The following is a 17,524-nucleotide window of genomic DNA, read 5'->3' on the forward strand; positions in this document are numbered from 1 at the left end:
TATAAAAGACCTTGTGACGTGAGGACGTCACCGAACTATGCTACCATTGCTCATGATTTTTGCCGGGGATTGCCACGTTCGTTCGTCCTCACGGGGGTCGGAATCGAGGATGACGAGGTCCGCACGATAACCCTCCTCGACCAGTCCGACGTCCGACAACCCGAGGAGGTCGGCCGCGTTGACAGTCGCCGCCTCCAGCGCCGCTTCGGGTGACATCCCGTACTCGACCATCAGTTCGAGTTCCTCGGGAATATCGGCGTGGAAGTTGAACGGCGTTCCGGCGTCGGTTCCCATCGCGATGGGGACCTCGGCGTCCATCGCATACTCGAAGGCGTCCGCGACCGAGTCGATGGCGTCTTCGGCCTTCTCGACCGCGTATTCGGGGATACCCGCTTCCGTCCCGTGTTCGACGATACCGGCGGACGCCTTCGCGGTCGGCACCCAGTACGTTCCCCGCTCGGCCATCATCTTCGCCGCTTCGCGGTCCATGAACGTCCCGTGTTCGATGCTCGAAATTCCGGCACGAACCGCGTTCTTGATGCCTTCCGTCCCGTGTGCGTGGGCCGCCGTCGGCACGTGTTTCGCGGCGGCCGTCTCCACCAGCGTCGTCAACTCGGCTTCGTCCAGTTCGGGAGAACCGGTGATCGCACCGTCGGTCAGAACGCCGCCGGTCGCCATGCACTTGACGACGTCCGCACCGCGCTTGAGTTGCTCGCGGACCGCCTTTTTCACCTCCGCTTCACCGTCCGCCTCGCGCCCGTGCCAGTGGCCGTGTCCGCCGGTCATGACGACGTTTTGGCCGCAGGCGACGATTCGGGGTCCCTCGATGAGTCCGGCGTCGATCGCGTCCGCGGCGTCGAGCGCGAGCGTCGTCGGCGAACCGAGGTCGCGAACCGTCGTCACACCCGCACGAAGGGCGTCGCGGAGGTTCGATACCGCACGATAGGAGAGCATCATGTCGCTGTCGCCGAACACCGACGTGACGTCCGGCCGACCGTCCATCGACGAGTGGATGTGTGCATCGATGAGGCCCGGGGCGACGAACTTCCCGCTCACGTCGAGTTCCTCGTCGGCATCCGATACGTCCCCCACCGAGACTATCTCGCCGTCCTCGATGGCGACATCCGCCTCCCTGATCCCGTTTGCATCTACGACATCCGCACCGCGAAGTACGAGCATGAGCGGTGTGAGACGCGGTGACGAGATAACCGTCAGGGTCCCGGCAGGGTGGGTGGAAGTTCTCAGTTCGTTGGGGAAAGAGCGAATTCGTTCGACGTGAAACGGAGGAGTATGACGGAGACGACAACGACGAGAACGGCGCTGATAACCGGTGCGAGTTCAGGAATCGGGCAGGCGACGGCTCACGCCCTCGCCAGCGACGGAATGAACGTCGCGCTCGCGGCGAGGCGCGAGTCGGAACTGGCCGACATCGCGGAAGGAGTAGAATCCGAGTACGGCGTCGAGACGACGGTCTGCCCGACCGACGTGCGCGACGAGGAAGCCGTCGCGTCGATGGTCGAGGGGACGGTTTCGGCCTTCGGCGGTCTCGACGTGCTCGTGAACAACGCCGGACTGGCACGGGGCCAGCAGGTCGAGAATCTCTCGACCGAGGAGTTTCGAACCATGCAGGACACGAACGTGGATGGCGTCTTCTTCGCCACACGGGCCGCACTCCCGTACCTCCGCGAGTCGTCCGGCAACCTGATCTTCGTCGGGAGTTTCGCGGGGCGGTTCCCCCGACCGTTCAATCCGGTCTACGCCGCGACGAAGTGGTGGGTGCGCGGGTTCGCACACAGCCTCGAAGGACAAGTCGGCGAGGACGGTGTGGCCGTTACGGTGGTCAATCCCTCGGAAGTCCGGACGGAGTTCGGGTCCGAAGAGGGCGAGTCGTTCGAAGAACGGTTCGAACCCGGCAGCGTCACCGAACCGGAAGAGATAGCCGACGCTATCGCGTTCGCGGCGGGAATGAGAAATTCGACCGTCAGCGAAATCGACGTCTACCGCCGGGACAAGTTCTCGAACTTCTGACTATCCGTACCCTTCGTACTGGAGATGGTCCTCGGGGACTCCGAGGTCCTTCGCCGCGCTGGCGAGCATCGACACCATCGCGTTGACGCCGCAGGCGTACACTTCGAGGTTGTCGGGATCGATTTCGGCGTCGATGTCATTGGCCGGTTCGGTCACGTACTCCGCGAGGTCCTCCGAGAGGTTCTCCTCTGCGCCATCGACGAGGTACTTGACGAGCGTCTGCTGGACGTAGTCGGTTTCGCCGTCCCAGTCCGTGAGGTACTCCTCGCGCGAACAGGTCGGGATGAAGTGGAAGTTCTCGTGTTCCTCGTCCAGTCGCCGGAACTCCTCGAAGTGCGCCAAGTCGTCCTTCCACGACGCGCCGAGGAACAACCAGAGGTCCCGTTGTTCGCCCTCGTACTCGTCGCGCCCCTCCTCGAACGTGTACTGTATCATGCTCCGAAGCGGCGCGACGCCGGTTCCGGTGGCGAGGAAGGCCATGTCCCGACCGGACGGCTCTTCGAGGACGAAATCACCGTTCGGGCCGCGAATCGTCACCGTCTCGCCTTCCTCGATGTCCTCGAACAGTTTCGACGTGAGATGCCCGTGCGGGACCCGCCGAATACAGAGCTCGATACCGTCGTCGTTCGGCGAACTGGCGATGGAATAGACGCGGGGCGTATGTTCGTATCGCATCGTGGTGTACTGGCCGGGGACGAAATCGAACTCCTCGTCCATCTCGATGCGAAGGCTCATCAACGACGGGTAGGGTCGCTGATACCGGTCCTTCAGCGACGAGAGCTCCGTCAGCAAGTTCTCGTGCTGGTGCTCGTCCTCCTCCAACGTCGAAATCATCTCGTCCCAGTCCGGGTCGCCCGATTCGACCTCGTCCGCCCAGTCGTCGTGTCCGTCCACCCGAAGCAACTCGGCGGTCCGCTCGACGACACGGTCGGTGCGGTCCTCGTCGAGGTGATTCCGTTCGGCTATCGTCGCCGAGTCCGTCACCAGCGGAAGCTCCTCGGCTCGTCTGTGTTGTGAATGCTGTGATGGTATCTCCATAGCCGCGCTGGTTACGAAGATGTGTGCGAGCGACAAAACGCTTCTCGCTATTTCCCGACCCGCTAATCCTATCCGACGATTTTCCGGACGTTAGTCGAGCGCGTCGGCGACCTTCTGGATCGGGTGTGGCGGTTCCTCACCCTGCCAGTCGCCGAGTTGTGTCCGACAGGACGCGCCCGGCGCGACGACCTCGTTTCCGTCGCTCTCCTCGACCTGTTCGAACAGGATCGATCCGACCGCCTTGCTCATCGAGTAGTGTTCGGCTTCGTAGCCGAAACTGCCCGCCATGCCACAGCAACCGCTGTCGAGCGCGTCGACTTCGTAGCCCGCGTTGCGGAGGACGGCCACGGCGTGGCCGTCCTTCTTCGTCGCCTTCTGATGGCAGTGGCCGTGGTAGGTCAACGACCCGTCGCCCGACGCCGGGAGGTCGAACTCGAACGCGTCGAGGTACTCGCAGACGCCGTAGGAGTTCGCGGCGAGTCGCTCGGCCTCTGTTCGGAGGCCACCGGCCTCGGGGTCGGCGGAACGGGGTTCGGTGTACTGGCCGCTCGACGATCCGGATTCCTCGGTTGCCGGTAGCAGGTCGAGGTAGTCCGACTGGAACATCACCGCGTCGGACGGTTCGACCACGACCACGTCCCAACCGTCGCGCACGAACGGACTGAGTGCCTCGACGTTCGTCTCGGCCTGCTTCCGCGCCGTATCGAGCATGCCTTTCGAATGGGCCGGTCTGCCGCTCCCGGCGACGTCGGACGGAATTCGGACGTGGACGCCCGCCGCTTCGAGCACCCGAACCGCCGCCTTCCCGGCCTCCGGGTGGTTGTAGTTCGTGTAGGTGTCCGGGAAGAGCAGGACGCGGCGGGTAGCGTCGTCCTCCGAGACGCGCGTCCCCCGCTCGGCGAACCAGTCTTCGAGCGTCTCGCGGTGGAACGTCGGGAGGGTTCGGTCGCTGGCGATACCGAACAGTTCCTCGGCGACGAACCGAGCGCCCGGCAGTTCCGTCGCCCAGTTCGAGAGCGGCGCGAACGCGCTTCCCAGCGCCGAGAGCCGACCGATGTTGCCGAAGAGACGGTCCCGAACGCTCGTCCCGTGTCGCTGGTGGTACTCGTGTTCGACTTCGGCTTTCAGCTTCGCCATGTCCACGCCGGACGGACAGTCACGGGCACAGCCCTTACAGCCGATACAGAGGTCCATCACCTCGTGCATGAACTCCACGTCGAACTGCTCCTCGTCGGAAAGGGAACCGCTCATCGCCTGCCTGAGCATGTTCGCCCGTCCACGGGTGCTCGTGATCTCCTCGTCGGCCGCCCGGTAGGTCGGGCACATCACACCGCCGGTGACCTCCTGCCCACCGCGACAACCGCCACAGCCGTGACAGAGTTCGACCATCCCCTCGAAGCCGTTCTCGTTCTCCCAGTCGAGCACTGGGTCGAACCCGGCGTCGAACTCGTAGCTGGAGTCGAATCGCAGGTTTTCAGTCATGTCCACGTCGCCACAGACCTGCCCGGGGTTGAGCAACCAGTCCGGGTCGAAGGCGGATTTCAGGTCGCGGAAGACGCCCCAGACGTGGTCGCCGTACAGTTTCCGGTTCCACTGCGTGCGGGCGCGGCCGTCGCCGTGTTCGCCCGAGACGCTGCCGCCGTACTCGACCACGAGGTCGGTGACGGCGTCCGCGATGGATTCCATCTGATTCACCCCGGCCGGACTCTTCGTGTTGACGAGCGGCCGGATGTGCAGACAACCCGGCCCGGCGTGGGCGTAGATGCTGGCGAACGTGTCGTTGTCCTCCAGCACCTGTTGGAAGTCGGCGACGTATTCGGGCAGGTTCTCCGGCGGAACGGCCGCGTCCTCGATGAACGAGATGTGCTTCGCGTCCGTCGTGCGCGAGAGCAGGATCGGCAGGCCGGACTTCCGTAGTTTCCAGAAGCGGGCGCGTTCCTTCTCTTCGTGTGCCTCCAGCAGGGAGAACGCACGTTCCCCTTCGCGGGCCTCCCGCAGCGCCGCGACTTTCTCCCGGCCGTCCTCGTCGTCGGTCGCGTAGAACTCCACGAGCAGGACCGAGTCGGTTCCCTCCGGCAACATCTCCACCACGTCGTGGAACTCTTCGGTGTCGCTGGCGAGATCGATGAGCACGTCGTCCAGCACTTCGACGGCCGCCGGGCCGTGGTCGAGGATCGGCGACACGTCCTCCATGGCGTCGTTCAGGCTGTCGTAGGTCAACAGCGCCATCGCCTTCGTCTCGGGCACGGGTTCGAGACTCACCGTCGCCTCCGTCACGATGGCCAGCGTCCCCTCGCTTCCGGCGAGCAAGCGCGCGAGGTTGACGTGTCCCTCCTCGGCTTCCTCCGCCAGCCTGTCGAGGTTGTATCCCGACACGTTACGTTTGAGTTGCGGGAACACCTCCTCGATGGCGTCCGATTCCTCCTCCACAATTCGGAGCACCTCGGCGTAGATCTGGCCTTCGAGGGAATCCGCTTTCGCACCCTCTCGAAGCTCCTCCAGCGTCACGTCGCCGAAGCGCGTCACGGTGCCGTCGGCGAGGACGACCTCACACTCCTCGATATAGGCGTCCGTCTTCCCGTACTTCAGCGAGTGGGCACCCGTCGAGTTGTTGCCGATCGCACCGCCGATTGCGCTCTTGTCCCGCCACGCCGGGTCGGGCGCGAACTTCAAGTCGTACTCGGCGAGTTCCGCGTTCAACTCCCCGAGGATGGTGCCGGGTTGTGCGCGGGCGGTCCGTTCCTCCACGTCGAACTCCAGCAGGTCGCCCATGTGCCGGGTGAAGTCCAGCACGACGGCCTCGTTGACCGACTGTCCGGCGAGGCTCGTGCCGCCGCCGCGCGGGAGGACCGGGATTTCGCGTTCGGCGCAGTACTCCATCACCGCCGCCACGTCGTCCGTCGACGTCGGGAAGACGACGCCGATGGGTGTCACCTCGTAGGCGCTCGCGTCCGTGGCGTACAACTGCCGGGAGTACTCGTCGAACCGAACCTCCCCGTCCACCAGTTTCACGAGGTCAGAGACCAATCCATTGCGCGCGGTAGAATCCGAATGATAATCGTAATTCGCGTGTTCGTCGCGGGCCGGGTCTCCCGCGTCACGTGTTGCCATAGTAGGCCGTATGGAAGGGGGACCGAAAAGTCATGTGGGCCACGGCAACGACGGCGGGGAACACGGCGAAGACGGAAGAGGGTCAAATTTGGTTTCGAGAGTGCGGCTTCGGTTACAGAGAAGCAGACTGCCTCGAAAGCCCCACCCGCTCACTACGAGAAGTCTCTGCACCTACTTCGACTGAAACTACTGAGAAGACTACCTCGAAAGCCCCCGCCCGCTCGCGGTCCTCCGGAAGACGTTCCGGCTCACATTCGTTCGCGGGCTGCGACTTCCGTGGTCACCCTCACTGCATTCACGTGACGCTCGACCGACATCTCTCCGTCGGCACTTCGTGCCTTGGCAAGAGCAAAGCTCTTGCCTGCTCTCGTGCGCTCCTCTGTCGCTCACGAGAACTCCTCCGAGAGGGGTCACTGAGACGACCATGTAAACGCGAGCGCGCGGCCCCTTTCAACCCGCCGTCGGAGACAAGCTCCGACGAGCTCCCGTTCGCTTCACTCACGGGAACACCCAGACCACCGCAACAGCCCCACTTCCGCACCGCGCCACACCCACCCCAGCCGACTGCGTTTCTCGTTCGCGTTGCTCACTGCGATACTCATCCCTCGCACGAGCCTTCCGAGGCGGTTCGACCATCGCTCGGTCGAACCGCCTCTCCAGCGCGCGCCACTTGGTTGAATAGGTTGCGAGATACGAAACCAACAACACGGCGCGCGAAGGCGCACAGCAGTGCGTCCGCGCGAGGGACGACGAGCGTTCGCGCTTGCTTTAGTCGCCTGCACGGGCTACTATTTTGGTCGGGCGGTGTCGCCGTGAGTGAAGCGAGGGGCGGCTCGGGAGAGCTTCGCTCTCCCGTGCTGAGAGACCAAAATATCCCGTGCAGCGACCGCGAACGGTCGGGGGCTTTCTGGGACTTCTTCGGAACGACGGTTGTAGAAAGACCAGAGCAGGAGTCGTCTCGGGGCAAATTCAGTCAGAACCAGGATCCGTCAATGTCACGCACTCGTCGTCGCCCTCATCGTGCTAGCGGATGATGTTGGATTCCAGATCACGCGGGAAGTAGGTCAGCATCTCCGTCCCGTTCTCGGTAATGGCAACCGTGTCCGAATGCCGATAGCCGTACGTGTCGGTGTACAGGCCGGGTTCGATGGTGTAAACGTGACCGGGTTCCATCTCGGCGTCGTCCGCCTCGACGTGGTCGGTCCACCCGTGGTCGATATACGGCGGTTCGTGACCGCCCATGCCGATGTTGTGGCCGACGTGGTGGCGCGCGAGGTCGGAGACGCCCTGCTCCTCGAAGTAGTCGGACACCTGCTCGTCCACGGACGCCAGCGGGACGCCGGGGCCGAGGGCGTCGATGGCGATGGTCTGGGCTTCGAGCATCAACTCGAAGTAGTGGACCTGCTCGTCGTTCGGTTCGCCGACGAACATCGTGCGCTCCAGTTCGGAGTGGTAGCCATCGACGTTGGCCGCGGCACCCGTGATGAGCACGTCCCCCTCCTCGATTCGGCGGTTGGCGGTGTGGCCGTGGGGCAGGGCGGTCTGTGGACCGGTGATGTAGCCCGCGTGGGCCGGGCCGCTCCCGCGTGTGCGTGCGACGTACGTGTCCCCGAGTGTGTCGAGCATGGCGCGGGAGGCGTCCGTGGACGCGCGCTGGCTGACGGTCGCGGGATGAGCGCCCGGTTCGGTGTAGTCCGCGAGGTACTGGTGGGCGAGATTACCCCACTTCGCCGATTCCCGGATCAGGTCGATTTCGGCGTCCGACTTCGCCCAGCGCATGCGGTCCACCCACGCCTGTGACTCGACTTCGACGTGTTGTGAGAGTGCGGGACCGCTGTAACCCATCACACCCGGCGCGCCGTCGGCGTCCGCCACGACGGATTCGGCTCCGAGTTCCGACAACATCTCGGCGGCCACCTCGATCGGTTTCCCACCGGGATAGTCGAAGTAGTGGTGGACCGCGTCGATATGGGGATTGGGCTGGACACGCTCGACTTCGAGGCGCGGCACCGTGATCTCCACGCGGTCGTCGGTGACCGCGAGGACGACCGGGCGCTCGGTCTGGATGTGGTCGAAGCCGGTGAGGTATTCGATGCTCGTCGCGCCGAACCAGACGCCAGCATCTGCACCACGGTCGCGTATTCGTTCGCGCACGTCCGAGAGACGCGCTTCGAACTCGGAATCGGGAAGCCGTGTCGACATGCGATGTCGTTCACAGGAACGGCCTAAAAGCGTTGACGTGCCGGAAACCGAGGAAAATCCGAAAGGAGCCGTTTCCAGTCGGTTAGTGGCTACTTAACTCGATTTCGAGTGAGAATTTTTCACTATCCAGTAGGCGTGAGTATGTCGAACGACGCCGCTCTGCCCGGTCGAATTTTGAGAGAAGTCCACCCTCACCGATTTTGTAAAACAAATCCGCCCTCCCCGATTTGAACAGCACGAGACGTTCCTGCTCGCTACGCTCGCGGGCATGCGACTCGTTGGCCCAAATCGATCGGTTGGACGTTCCACTGTTTACGTTGTTCGCAGGAAAAGTCCGCCCTCCCCGATTTGAACGGGGGACAAGTCGATCTACAGTCGACTGCTCTACCAATCTGAGCTAAGGGCGGGCACGCACTTTCACCTATCCGCGTTGCGGACTTAAGAATTATTATTCGGCTTGGCGCGTCCGACGGACGGAAGGTTCAAGTATGATAGACACAGTGTATCCGGAAACGGATCTATACGAGTGATCGAGATGAGTAAAATTACATTTCGCGCGGACGACGACCTCGTCAAGCAGATCGAATCGCTCGACGCTTCGAAGAGCGAAGTGATGCGCGAGGCGCTCCGCGAGTATCTCGACGGTTCCGGAAGCGAGGGCGAGGAGCCGACGCTCGATGCAGTAGTCGCCGACCGCGTGGACGAACTCGTCGACCAGCGACTCGCCACGGACAGAACACCTCGTGGCGACGGACGGGACATCAACGTCAACGTCACGCTCGAAGGCGCGGGCGCGGGAACGGCAAGCGCGCACCAGGAAGAAGAATCGTCGACGGTCAAGACGGAAGAACACGTCCGTTCGACGCCCACCGACGCGGCCCACGCCGAAAACACGTGCCAGCAATGTGGCGAATCGCTGGACACGAACCACGTATACTGCCCGAACTGTGGCGAGAAAGCCACACATCGCGTGTTCTGTGACTGCGGTGACGAGCTGCGCTCCGATTGGGCGTTCTGCCCCGGTTGTGGCCGACGAACGCCATCCGCGGACGTTTTAGACTCGTCGTAAAACGATTGTTTTACAAACGCCGTTAATTATATATGCCGTGGCTATGTGGATACTTCTACGTAAGACGATTGTCTTACGCCATCTGAATACGGTCGAAGCCGGGTGTCTCGACCGCTAAAACGGCGTAAGACGGACGAAACAAAACCACCGCGTGTCGTCTTACCAAACAAGGGGAACCAACTATGGAGCGCGTGACACTACGAATCCCAAAGCAACAAATCGAAGAAGTCGAACAGATGGTCGAAACCGGCGAATTCCCGAACCGCAGTGAAGCGATTCGGGCAGCAGTGCGGGATATGCTCAACGAGCATGAGAACGCCGGGACCGAGACCACGAACAAGCGCACGTGGGCCAAGGTATAATCGATGCAGGATATCGTTCAAGAAGCGCTGGAAAACGCCGAAAGCGAGCAGCGTGAGATGGAAGCAGTGGACACGGGCGACGAGTTCGGCGACCCACGAATCGTCATCGTCGGCTGTGGTGGTGCGGGCAACAACACCATCAACCGACTGTATAACATCGGCGTCGATGGCGCTGACACGGTTGCCATCAACACCGACAAACAGCACTTGAAGATGATCGAAGCCGACACGAAAATCCTCGTCGGCAAATCCCTCACGTCCGGTCTCGGCGCGGGTGGCGACCCTTCGATGGGCGAGCGTGCGACCGAGATGGCACAGGGAACGGTCAAGGAAGTGCTCGGTGACGCCGACCTCGTCTTCGTGACCGCAGGTATGGGTGGCGGCACCGGTACTGGCGCCGCGCCAGTCGTCGCAAAGATCGCCAAAGAACAGGGCGCAATCGTCGTGGGGATGGTCTCCACGCCGTTCAACGTCGAGCGTGCCCGCACGGTGAAAGCCGAGGAAGGGCTGGAGAAGCTCCGCAACGAAGCGGACTCCATCATCGTCCTCGACAACAACCGACTGCTCGATTACGTCCCGAACCTCCCGATCGGCAAGGCGTTCTCGGTCATGGACCAGATCATCGCCGAAACCGTCAAGGGGATTTCGGAGACGATCACACAGCCGTCGCTCATCAACCTCGACTACGCGGACATGTCCACCATCATGAATCAGGGTGGCGTCGCCGTGATGCTCGTCGGTGAGACACAGGACAAGAACAAGAGCGACGAAGTGGTGCGCGACGCGATGAACCACCCGCTCCTCGACGTGGACTACCGCGGCGCGTCCGGCGGTCTCGTCCACATCACGGGCGGTCCCGACCTGACGCTCAAAGAGGCGGAGGGCATCGCGGCCAACATCACCGAACGGCTCGAAGCGGACGCCAACGTCATCTGGGGCGCTCGCATTCAGGAGAACTACAAGAACAAGGTTCGTGTCATGGCCATCATGACCGGCGTCCAGAGCGCACAGGTGCTCGGCCCGACGACACAGAAACAGGCCGACCGCTCCCGACAGAAGATGCGCGACGTCGACGCACAGTCGTACGACAGCGGTAACGAACAGTCCGAAGGGCGCAAAACGTTCGGCGCTCAGAGCGACGGCGGCCGGAGCGAATTGGAGAAGAACAACGGCCTCGACGTTATCCGATAACTGCTTCGCCTCATTTATTCTCGTTTTCTTCTGTTCTCAGTGCAACGCCAGCAAGTGGTACGATTCTTCCCCCGTCTGCGCGACGACGTACAACACGCCGTCATCGAGCACGGGACCGGGACCCACACGACCATGGAACGATTTCTCGAACCTGAGTGCGGGGCCGCCCGAGAGAGGCCCCGTCGATGGCGTCGGGTCGAAAGCGAACAGTTTGTCGCCGCCGACGAAGAGCGTATCACGACCGAGAACGGGCGCAGTGTAGCGCCAGTTACCCGTATCGCGTTTCCAGAGTTGGTCGCCGGATTCGAGGTCGATGGCACGTAATCCGCCAGTTCCCGACGCGTAGAGATGTTTCCCGACTGCGAGTCCGCCGTTCGCCCACCCGGTCTCGACATGCCAATCGACGTTCAACCGTGGCGTGCGCTCGGTTCGGATTCCGTACGTCTTACTATCGAGACAGTTGACGTAGATGCCGTCCGTATCGGCCGTTGGCGGTGCCTGTGGTTTCGAAGGCAGTTTCCACTCCGCGTACCCGGTTCCGTCTCTGTCGAGCGAGTACAGTTTCCCGGCCTCGGTCGTGACCGTCAAGCCCGTCATACTGCACAGTGGCGACCCGAGAATGGTACCGAACAGGCGACGGGACCACGCGATATCACCCGTCTTCGCATCTACTCGGTAGACGGTTTCACCGACCGGGACGTAGAGATGTTCACCGCCAGCGGTCGCCGGTGACAGAACCACTCCGCGGGCGTCGAACGTCCGTTTCCATTTCGCCTCCCCGGTTTTCGCGTCGAGTGCGAGAAGACGGTCACTGTCTCCCACATACACCGTTCCGTCCCGGACGAGTGGCGTCGAATACGGTTCGATTTTCTTCGTCCACAGTTCGCTGCCGTCTCGAACGTCGTACACGTCGAGTCGGTCCGGAATCGAAAGGAAGAGCCGACCGTTCGAAACGATCGGTTCGTCGTACATCGACTGCGGCACTTCGACACGCCACCGCTCGGAGACACCATCGACGGGGGCCTTTCCGTCGCTGATGCTTCGGGTATTACTGGCATTACAGCCGAAACTCGACCACTCGCCGTTCGCTCCGTAAATGTGTCTCGTGGGGTCTGGTTGTTCGTCCACACCCGCTTTCGGCGGGTCGTCGGCTTTCGTCATACATCCGGTAAACATCGTGGTTACACCGAGGGCAAGAAACGTCCGTCGGGAGGGCATATCCTCCGTGTTGATCGATGACATAATAAGTTTTCTCTGGCGTCACGACGGATCGAAACTGAATATCGTCGGTCGCCTCTCGATCGTCAACTTCCACCGCATCCAATGACAATAGGTTGGTATGAGATCCCGTAACATCGTTCACCGACGGTCACCGAAGCGTGTACGACACACGGGAGACGGAGTGAAAACATGGAACTGAGAACCGGACTCGCCCCGTGTCAACCACCCCGTTTGGGAAGGGAGGTCGAGATGAGGTCGAATTACGCCGCGTGAATCGCATCCACGAGTGCACATTTCCGACAGACGTCCCGCGTCGTGGCCGCACCACAGCGTTCACACTCGTTGAGTTCGCGCTTTCCTTCACCCGCACCGAACTCGTCCGCCGCGAGTTTGGCGAGTTCCTCGTAGCCAGCCATGATGGAATGGCGCGTCCCCGGGTGATTCTCCTCAAGTGAGAGCATCAATTTCTGAATCTCGCCGCGGTACGCCTCGCTGGAGTGGGGACATTCGGTGATGTGTGCCGGGAGGTTTTCGAGGTGTGCGTACAGGGCGACTTCCTTTTCCGGCACGTCACGCAGCGGTTTCGCTCGGGGGACGAACTCGTCCTGTTCGCTTCGCTCGTCGAACCCCGCCAGACTCGCGTCGAAATGCTTTGCGACCTGTGCGACGTCCCCTTCGAGGAAGTTCATCAGTGCGGTTTCGGCTTCGTCGTCGAGGTTGTGCCCGGTGAGGAGTTTGTCCGCACCGTACTCCTCGGCGTACTTCGAGAGCAGGTCGCGGCGGAAGACGCCACAGTACGCACAGGCGGCCATGCTTTCCGGGTCCTTTTGAACCACGTCGTCCATCCGGAGGTCGAACTCCTCCTCGTAGGAGACGACCTCGTGGCGGATGTCGAGGTCGTCGGTGAGTTCGAGACAGGCATCCAAGCTCTTGTCCCGATATCCCTCGATCCCCTCGTGAATCGTCAGCGCCAGGAGTTCGATCCGCGGGTCCTCGGTGAACGTGTCGTGGAGAATCTTCGTGAGGACGACGCTGTCCTTGCCACCCGACAATCCGATGAGCCACACTTGGGGGTCGTCCGGTGTCGCCGAAGCGGGCAAGAGGTCGTCGTCACGGATGCGTCGGCGGAGTCGTTTCTCGACCGACCGACAGAAGTGGTCGTCACAGAGGTGAAGCCCCGAATACGCGGCGTGCATCACCGCCTCTCGGTCGCACTTATCGCAGTCCATTACGTGTCGCTTTCGTCGCGGGCCGTTTCACGGTTTCGCTCCGGTATAAATCGAATACTGCGATAGTAAATCGGCTTGTTCGTCGTCGATCTACGACGAAATCGGAGAGGTGGACGCTACTCGCCGCCCAAAGGCAAGTTCCCCCAGTGATCATCCACCACGCCGTTTTCAGTGGTATCAATGCGGAATTAAGTAGTGAGGTACCAATTTATTTCTAGCGAATAAATATAAATTTATATTCTGTATAGCTGTATCTGGGTCAAAATACCGATGACGGATACCAACCGTACTGACCGACGATCGAGTTTCAATCGACGTTCGTACCTGAAGGCGGTCGGAGCGACGGGCGCTCTGTCGTTCGGAAGTGGAGTGGCCGGCGCCATGTCGTCACCGACGGACTATGTGTACGTCCCGCACGGGAAGAGAGTGCGGACGGAGAAGGTAGTCGCGCACGAGGACACGAATCGAATGGTGTCTCCGGCCGACGTTGCAACGATGCAATCGAAGCCGGAAGTGACGTCACAGCAAAATCCCGAAGTTCCCGACGTTCACGAGTGGCTCGCGTACACGCTCGGAACGTACGACTCCAACGATGGAAACGGGTTCAAGCGATACCAGGGATACCTCGTCGTTCCCACATCGCCGCCCACCTCGGGCGACGTCGACTTCCTCTTCCCGGCGTTCGAGGACGCCGATTACACGACCATCGTGCAACCGGTCCTTCAGTGGGACTGGGGTTCCTACACCGACCAGTGGACGTACTCGGCGTGGTGGGGTCCGGACAGCAGCGGCGCGTACCACCACGGACCGGTCAAGGCGGCCGACCCCGGAGATACACTGTACGGTTACATGAACGTCGACAGTTCGAGCGGCGGTCAGTGGTACATCGAGATGCAGAACATGGACAAAGGCACCTCGTCCAGCGTTTACTCGGACTACCTCACGCTCGACTTCACGCACGCGTTCACAACACTGGAAGTCGCAGCCTACAACTGGGGGCGCTGTGACCAGCTTCCGGGATACACGACGTTCTACAACCAGGCCTTCGAGAACTTCGCGGGACAGAGCGTGGGCGTCAATTGGAGCGGGATCGTCAACTCGAACGCGCAGTGTGACGTCAATGCGACGGCGAGTTCGTCGAGCGAGACGACGATCCACACACCGAACTGATCTGCGAAGGATACAGTTCGAACTGCGAACGTATTTTTGTGGTCCAAAGACATCTGGGACAAGTATTTTTCGATACGATTCCAGCTCCATGGCAAAACAGGCAAGTAAATGCGACCAATACGCTTAGATAACGTCACAGAACCGGCACTGAGAAGGGGCTCGAATGGCACCGTTCCGGTACGTGTCACTCGATAGCCGTTTGCTGATAGTAAACCATGAAAATTGAACGCGAAACAATAATCATCCTGCTGCTAATAGCCCTGGTGCTTGCACCGGTTTGGTATTTCTCGCTCGCAGCTGGCGAGGAGAAATCCCCGGTCGTCCTTAGCAGCAACAAGGGAAGTATTGCACCAAACGAAACGTTCCTGCCGACACCAGTAGAGGTCGGCGAGTTCGCTGCCGGTGTGGTCTCTTGGGCCGCACTGTTCGTCCTCGTCGGGATGTTATATTACACGAATCAATTCATCCGAGTTATCGGTCGGTCGAGCGGTTCGATAGCGACGGATGGGGGAATAAATCTCAACCTCCCATCGTACTTGACCAGCGATGGCCGATGGATAGCGGACTTCTGGCCCGCGGAGTATAGCACTCCCGGCATCATCGGGATAGCACTCACGGCGTGGTCCACGGTCGTGTTTGCCGCTCTCTTCGGACTGGAAACGTTCGGCTATGCGCGGACACAGTTCCTCGGCATCTACGCTGGTATGATGTTTCTCTCGATCGGCGCGATGACTGCTATCTACACGACGTGGTTCATTCCGGATATGGTCGTGGTCGAGGACCGCAGTCACTGAATGGAACAAAACAGGAAATCTGAACAATGACCAACGACGATTCCAACAAACCAACGGATGGATCGAACGAAGAAAACGAGGTGCCCGACGAGCGGAAAGGAAAGCTCGTCGAGCGAGAGGAGGGCGGATACGAATACCAACCTCCGGAAATGTCCCGACGAGCCGTTGCGACGTGGCTCGCAGGTATCGGTGGTGCTGCCGCAGTCGGCAGCATCGCCGTGAGCGCCGTCGCAGCGCTGTCGGATGCCGGTGTCGGTGCTTCGCGTGAGAACGTCTACGTAAAGGGAACCCACCTCGTGGACGAAAACGGCAAACGAATCGGCATCGATACCCTCAAGGAAGGATCCGGGGACGAAAAAGTCGTACTTCCGGAAGCCGAGAAGGGTAAGCCGCTCGAAACGGGTGACGCACCGACCCTACTGGTCCGGTTCTCCGAGTCGAAGTACAAAAAACCGACCAATATCGACGGAACGGTCAAGGGATACGTCGCGTATTCCATGGTCTGTACCCACGAGGGATGTCTCGTCTCGCAACGGGAAGGGGACGGTTTCAAATGTCCGTGCCACAACAGCGTGTACGACCCGCTCAAGGGTGCGGAAGTCACTGGCGGTCCCGCACCGCGAGCGCTACCACAACTTCCGCTCGGAGTCAGTAAAGACGGAAAGCTACTCGTCGCCACCGGGCCGTTCGACGGCCCAATCGGACCACAGTAACGGAGAAAGCAATGTTAGATCCATGGAAAAAACGAGACCGGAAATCGGCTAACGATCAATACGCGGGTAGTCGCGTCTACACCTGGTTGGACGACCGACTCGACCTGCAGGACGGCATGTTGGGTAAGGCCTTCCCCGAGGACAAGTACGGGTCGTTCCTCCTCGGAGAGGTCGCGTTGTTTTCGTTCGTTCTCCTCTCGCTGACCGGGACGTTCCTCGGACTTCTGTACGCGCCCGTGGCAACTAAGGGAATGGAGTACTCGGGACAGGTACAGTCCTATACCGGAAAAACCCTCCCCGGTGCGTTCGCATCCGTCCTCCGAATCAGCTACGACATCCGTCTCGGGATGTACTTCCGGATGATGCACCACTGGGCCGCGTACCTGTTCATCGCGGCCATCGCGCTCCACATGTTCCGGGTCTTCTTCAGCGGCGTCTACCGCAACCCGCGCGAACTGAACTGGATGGTCGGTAGCGTCCTGCTCCTGTTGGCGTTGGGTGAAGGGTTCCTCGGTTACTCGCTCCCGTACGACAACTTCAGCAAGACGGCGACTTCGATCGGGTTCGAAATCACTAACACTATACCGGTCATCGGTGGACAGTTAGTGAAGTTGCTCTTCGGTGGGGGCTTCCCCAGCAACGCGGACGTCGTGTTACCGCGGATATTCTTCCTCCACGTGTTCCTGCTTCCGGCGGCCATCGCCGCGCTCATCGCGGTGCACATGGGACTGCTGATCCGCCAGAAGCACACGGAACAACGTAGCGCGAGGGACGAAGTCGACGAGATCGAGGACAAGGACGACAAGAGCATCGTCGCCGGCGTCCCGCTCGTTCCGAATCAGGCCGCGATGACGGTGATCGTCTTCTCGTTCACCACGGCGGTCATCTCGTTCATGGCGGCATTGTTCCCCATCCAGCGGATCGCCATCACCGGTCCGGCGGACCCGCTCTCCACCCCGCCCGGTGTGGTTCCGGCGTGGTTCCTGATGTGGGTGTACGGTATCCTCAAGGTCGTCCCGAGCGGCTTGGGGTCGCTCGGCCGGTTCCTCGGCGGGGTCATCATCCCGACTATCGTCATCGGCGTCCTGGTGATCTGGCCGTTCATCGACCGGAGCGATGAACCCATCACCTTCGCAGTGAACCCACTCGACCGTCCGGCACCGACAGCGGTCGGCGTCGCGGCGATCACCTTCATCAACCTGACGTCGCTGGCCGGGATGAACTCGCAGATCGCGGAGACGTTCGATACCACGATCGGCGCGCTCGGAACGCCGCTCCTCGTCCTCGTCGTCGTGGTGCCGATCCTGTACGGACTCATCGTCTACTTCATGCTCCGTCGCCGACTGGAGCGAAAGGGTAAGACGACGGCAGCACAGATACAGCCCGGAGATTAACC

General features: G+C 61.2%; 14 protein-coding genes and 1 tRNA gene. 8 read left to right on the forward strand and 7 right to left on the reverse strand.

The features are described 5' to 3' along the window. Positions 1-27: 27 nt before the first annotated feature. Entirely contained in the window at positions 28-1,179 is a 1,152-nt protein-coding gene (locus NKF25_RS09460) for an amidohydrolase family protein (protein WP_253226434.1), read from the reverse strand. 111 nt (positions 1,180-1,290) lie between these two features. Here NKF25_RS09460 and NKF25_RS09465 point away from each other — a divergent pair, with 111 nt between their 5' ends. Next, on the forward strand, positions 1,291-2,028 hold the full coding sequence (locus NKF25_RS09465) for an SDR family oxidoreductase (protein ID WP_253226435.1): 738 nt from the start codon (positions 1,291-1,293) through the stop codon (positions 2,026-2,028). Here NKF25_RS09465 and NKF25_RS09470 read toward each other — a convergent pair whose 3' ends face one another. The 4 genes from NKF25_RS09470 to NKF25_RS09485 all read right to left on the reverse strand — a co-directional run bounded on the left by NKF25_RS09470 (position 2,029) and on the right by NKF25_RS09485 (position 8,786). Beyond that, complete coding sequence (locus NKF25_RS09470; RefSeq protein ID WP_253226436.1) at positions 2,029-3,012, reverse strand: FAD-binding oxidoreductase; 984 nt, start codon at positions 3,010-3,012, stop codon at positions 2,029-2,031. A gap of 144 nt (positions 3,013-3,156) precedes the next feature. Continuing rightward, on the reverse strand, positions 3,157-6,177 hold the full coding sequence (locus NKF25_RS09475; protein ID WP_253226437.1) for an FAD-binding and (Fe-S)-binding domain-containing protein: 3,021 nt from the start codon (positions 6,175-6,177) through the stop codon (positions 3,157-3,159). 1,023 nt (positions 6,178-7,200) lie between these two features. Further along, positions 7,201-8,379 carry a Xaa-Pro peptidase family protein gene (locus NKF25_RS09480; protein ID WP_253226438.1) on the reverse strand — a complete coding sequence of 393 codons (1,179 nt, stop codon included), beginning with the start codon at positions 8,377-8,379 and terminating at the stop codon, positions 7,201-7,203. 333 nt (positions 8,380-8,712) lie between these two features. Continuing rightward, positions 8,713-8,786 (reverse strand) — tRNA-Tyr (locus tag NKF25_RS09485). A 128-nt stretch (positions 8,787-8,914) separates the two neighbouring features. Between NKF25_RS09485 and NKF25_RS09490 the strand changes: the two genes are divergently transcribed. The 3 genes from NKF25_RS09490 (at position 8,915) to ftsZ (ending at position 11,001) form a co-directional block, all read left to right on the forward strand. Beyond that, positions 8,915-9,448, forward strand: coding sequence for a zinc ribbon domain-containing protein (locus NKF25_RS09490; RefSeq protein ID WP_253226439.1), 534 nt, complete (start codon positions 8,915-8,917; stop codon positions 9,446-9,448). Between the two features lie 182 nt (positions 9,449-9,630). Next, positions 9,631-9,810, forward strand: a complete 180-nt coding sequence (locus tag NKF25_RS09495) for a ribbon-helix-helix domain-containing protein (protein WP_066143663.1) — start codon at positions 9,631-9,633, stop codon at positions 9,808-9,810. A 3-nt stretch (positions 9,811-9,813) separates the two neighbouring features. Continuing rightward, entirely contained in the window at positions 9,814-11,001 is a 1,188-nt protein-coding gene (gene ftsZ / locus NKF25_RS09500) for a cell division protein FtsZ (RefSeq protein WP_253226440.1), read from the forward strand. Positions 11,002-11,037: 36 nt separating this feature from the next. Here ftsZ and NKF25_RS09505 read toward each other — a convergent pair whose 3' ends face one another. Both NKF25_RS09505 and NKF25_RS09510 read right to left on the reverse strand, forming a co-directional pair. Continuing rightward, entirely contained in the window at positions 11,038-12,219 is a 1,182-nt protein-coding gene (locus NKF25_RS09505) for a PQQ-binding-like beta-propeller repeat protein (RefSeq protein WP_253226441.1), read from the reverse strand. Between the two features lie 263 nt (positions 12,220-12,482). Next, a complete protein-coding gene (locus tag NKF25_RS09510) occupies positions 12,483-13,451 on the reverse strand; it encodes a TIGR00269 family protein (RefSeq protein ID WP_253226442.1) in 969 nt (322 codons plus the stop codon). Between the two features lie 381 nt (positions 13,452-13,832). Here NKF25_RS09510 and NKF25_RS09515 point away from each other — a divergent pair, with 381 nt between their 5' ends. The 4 genes from NKF25_RS09515 to NKF25_RS09530 all read left to right on the forward strand — a co-directional run bounded on the left by NKF25_RS09515 (position 13,833) and on the right by NKF25_RS09530 (position 17,522). Then, positions 13,833-14,621: a hypothetical protein gene (locus NKF25_RS09515; protein ID WP_253226443.1), complete on the forward strand. Its 789-nt coding sequence runs from the start codon at positions 13,833-13,835 to the stop codon at positions 14,619-14,621. 215 nt (positions 14,622-14,836) lie between these two features. After that, complete coding sequence (locus NKF25_RS09520) at positions 14,837-15,415, forward strand: hypothetical protein (protein ID WP_253226444.1); 579 nt, start codon at positions 14,837-14,839, stop codon at positions 15,413-15,415. Between the two features lie 26 nt (positions 15,416-15,441). Further along, the gene (locus NKF25_RS09525) at positions 15,442-16,128 is read left to right on the forward strand and encodes a Rieske (2Fe-2S) protein (protein ID WP_253226445.1); all 687 of its coding nucleotides are present in this window, start codon (positions 15,442-15,444) and stop codon (positions 16,126-16,128) included. A gap of 86 nt (positions 16,129-16,214) precedes the next feature. Further along, positions 16,215-17,522, forward strand: a complete 1,308-nt coding sequence (locus tag NKF25_RS09530; RefSeq protein ID WP_253226446.1) for a cytochrome bc complex cytochrome b subunit — start codon at positions 16,215-16,217, stop codon at positions 17,520-17,522. Positions 17,523-17,524: the final 2 nt, after the last annotated feature.

The organism is Haladaptatus sp. AB643 (assembly GCF_024136975.1).
In the GTDB taxonomy this organism is placed as follows: domain Archaea; phylum Halobacteriota; class Halobacteria; order Halobacteriales; family Haladaptataceae; genus Haladaptatus.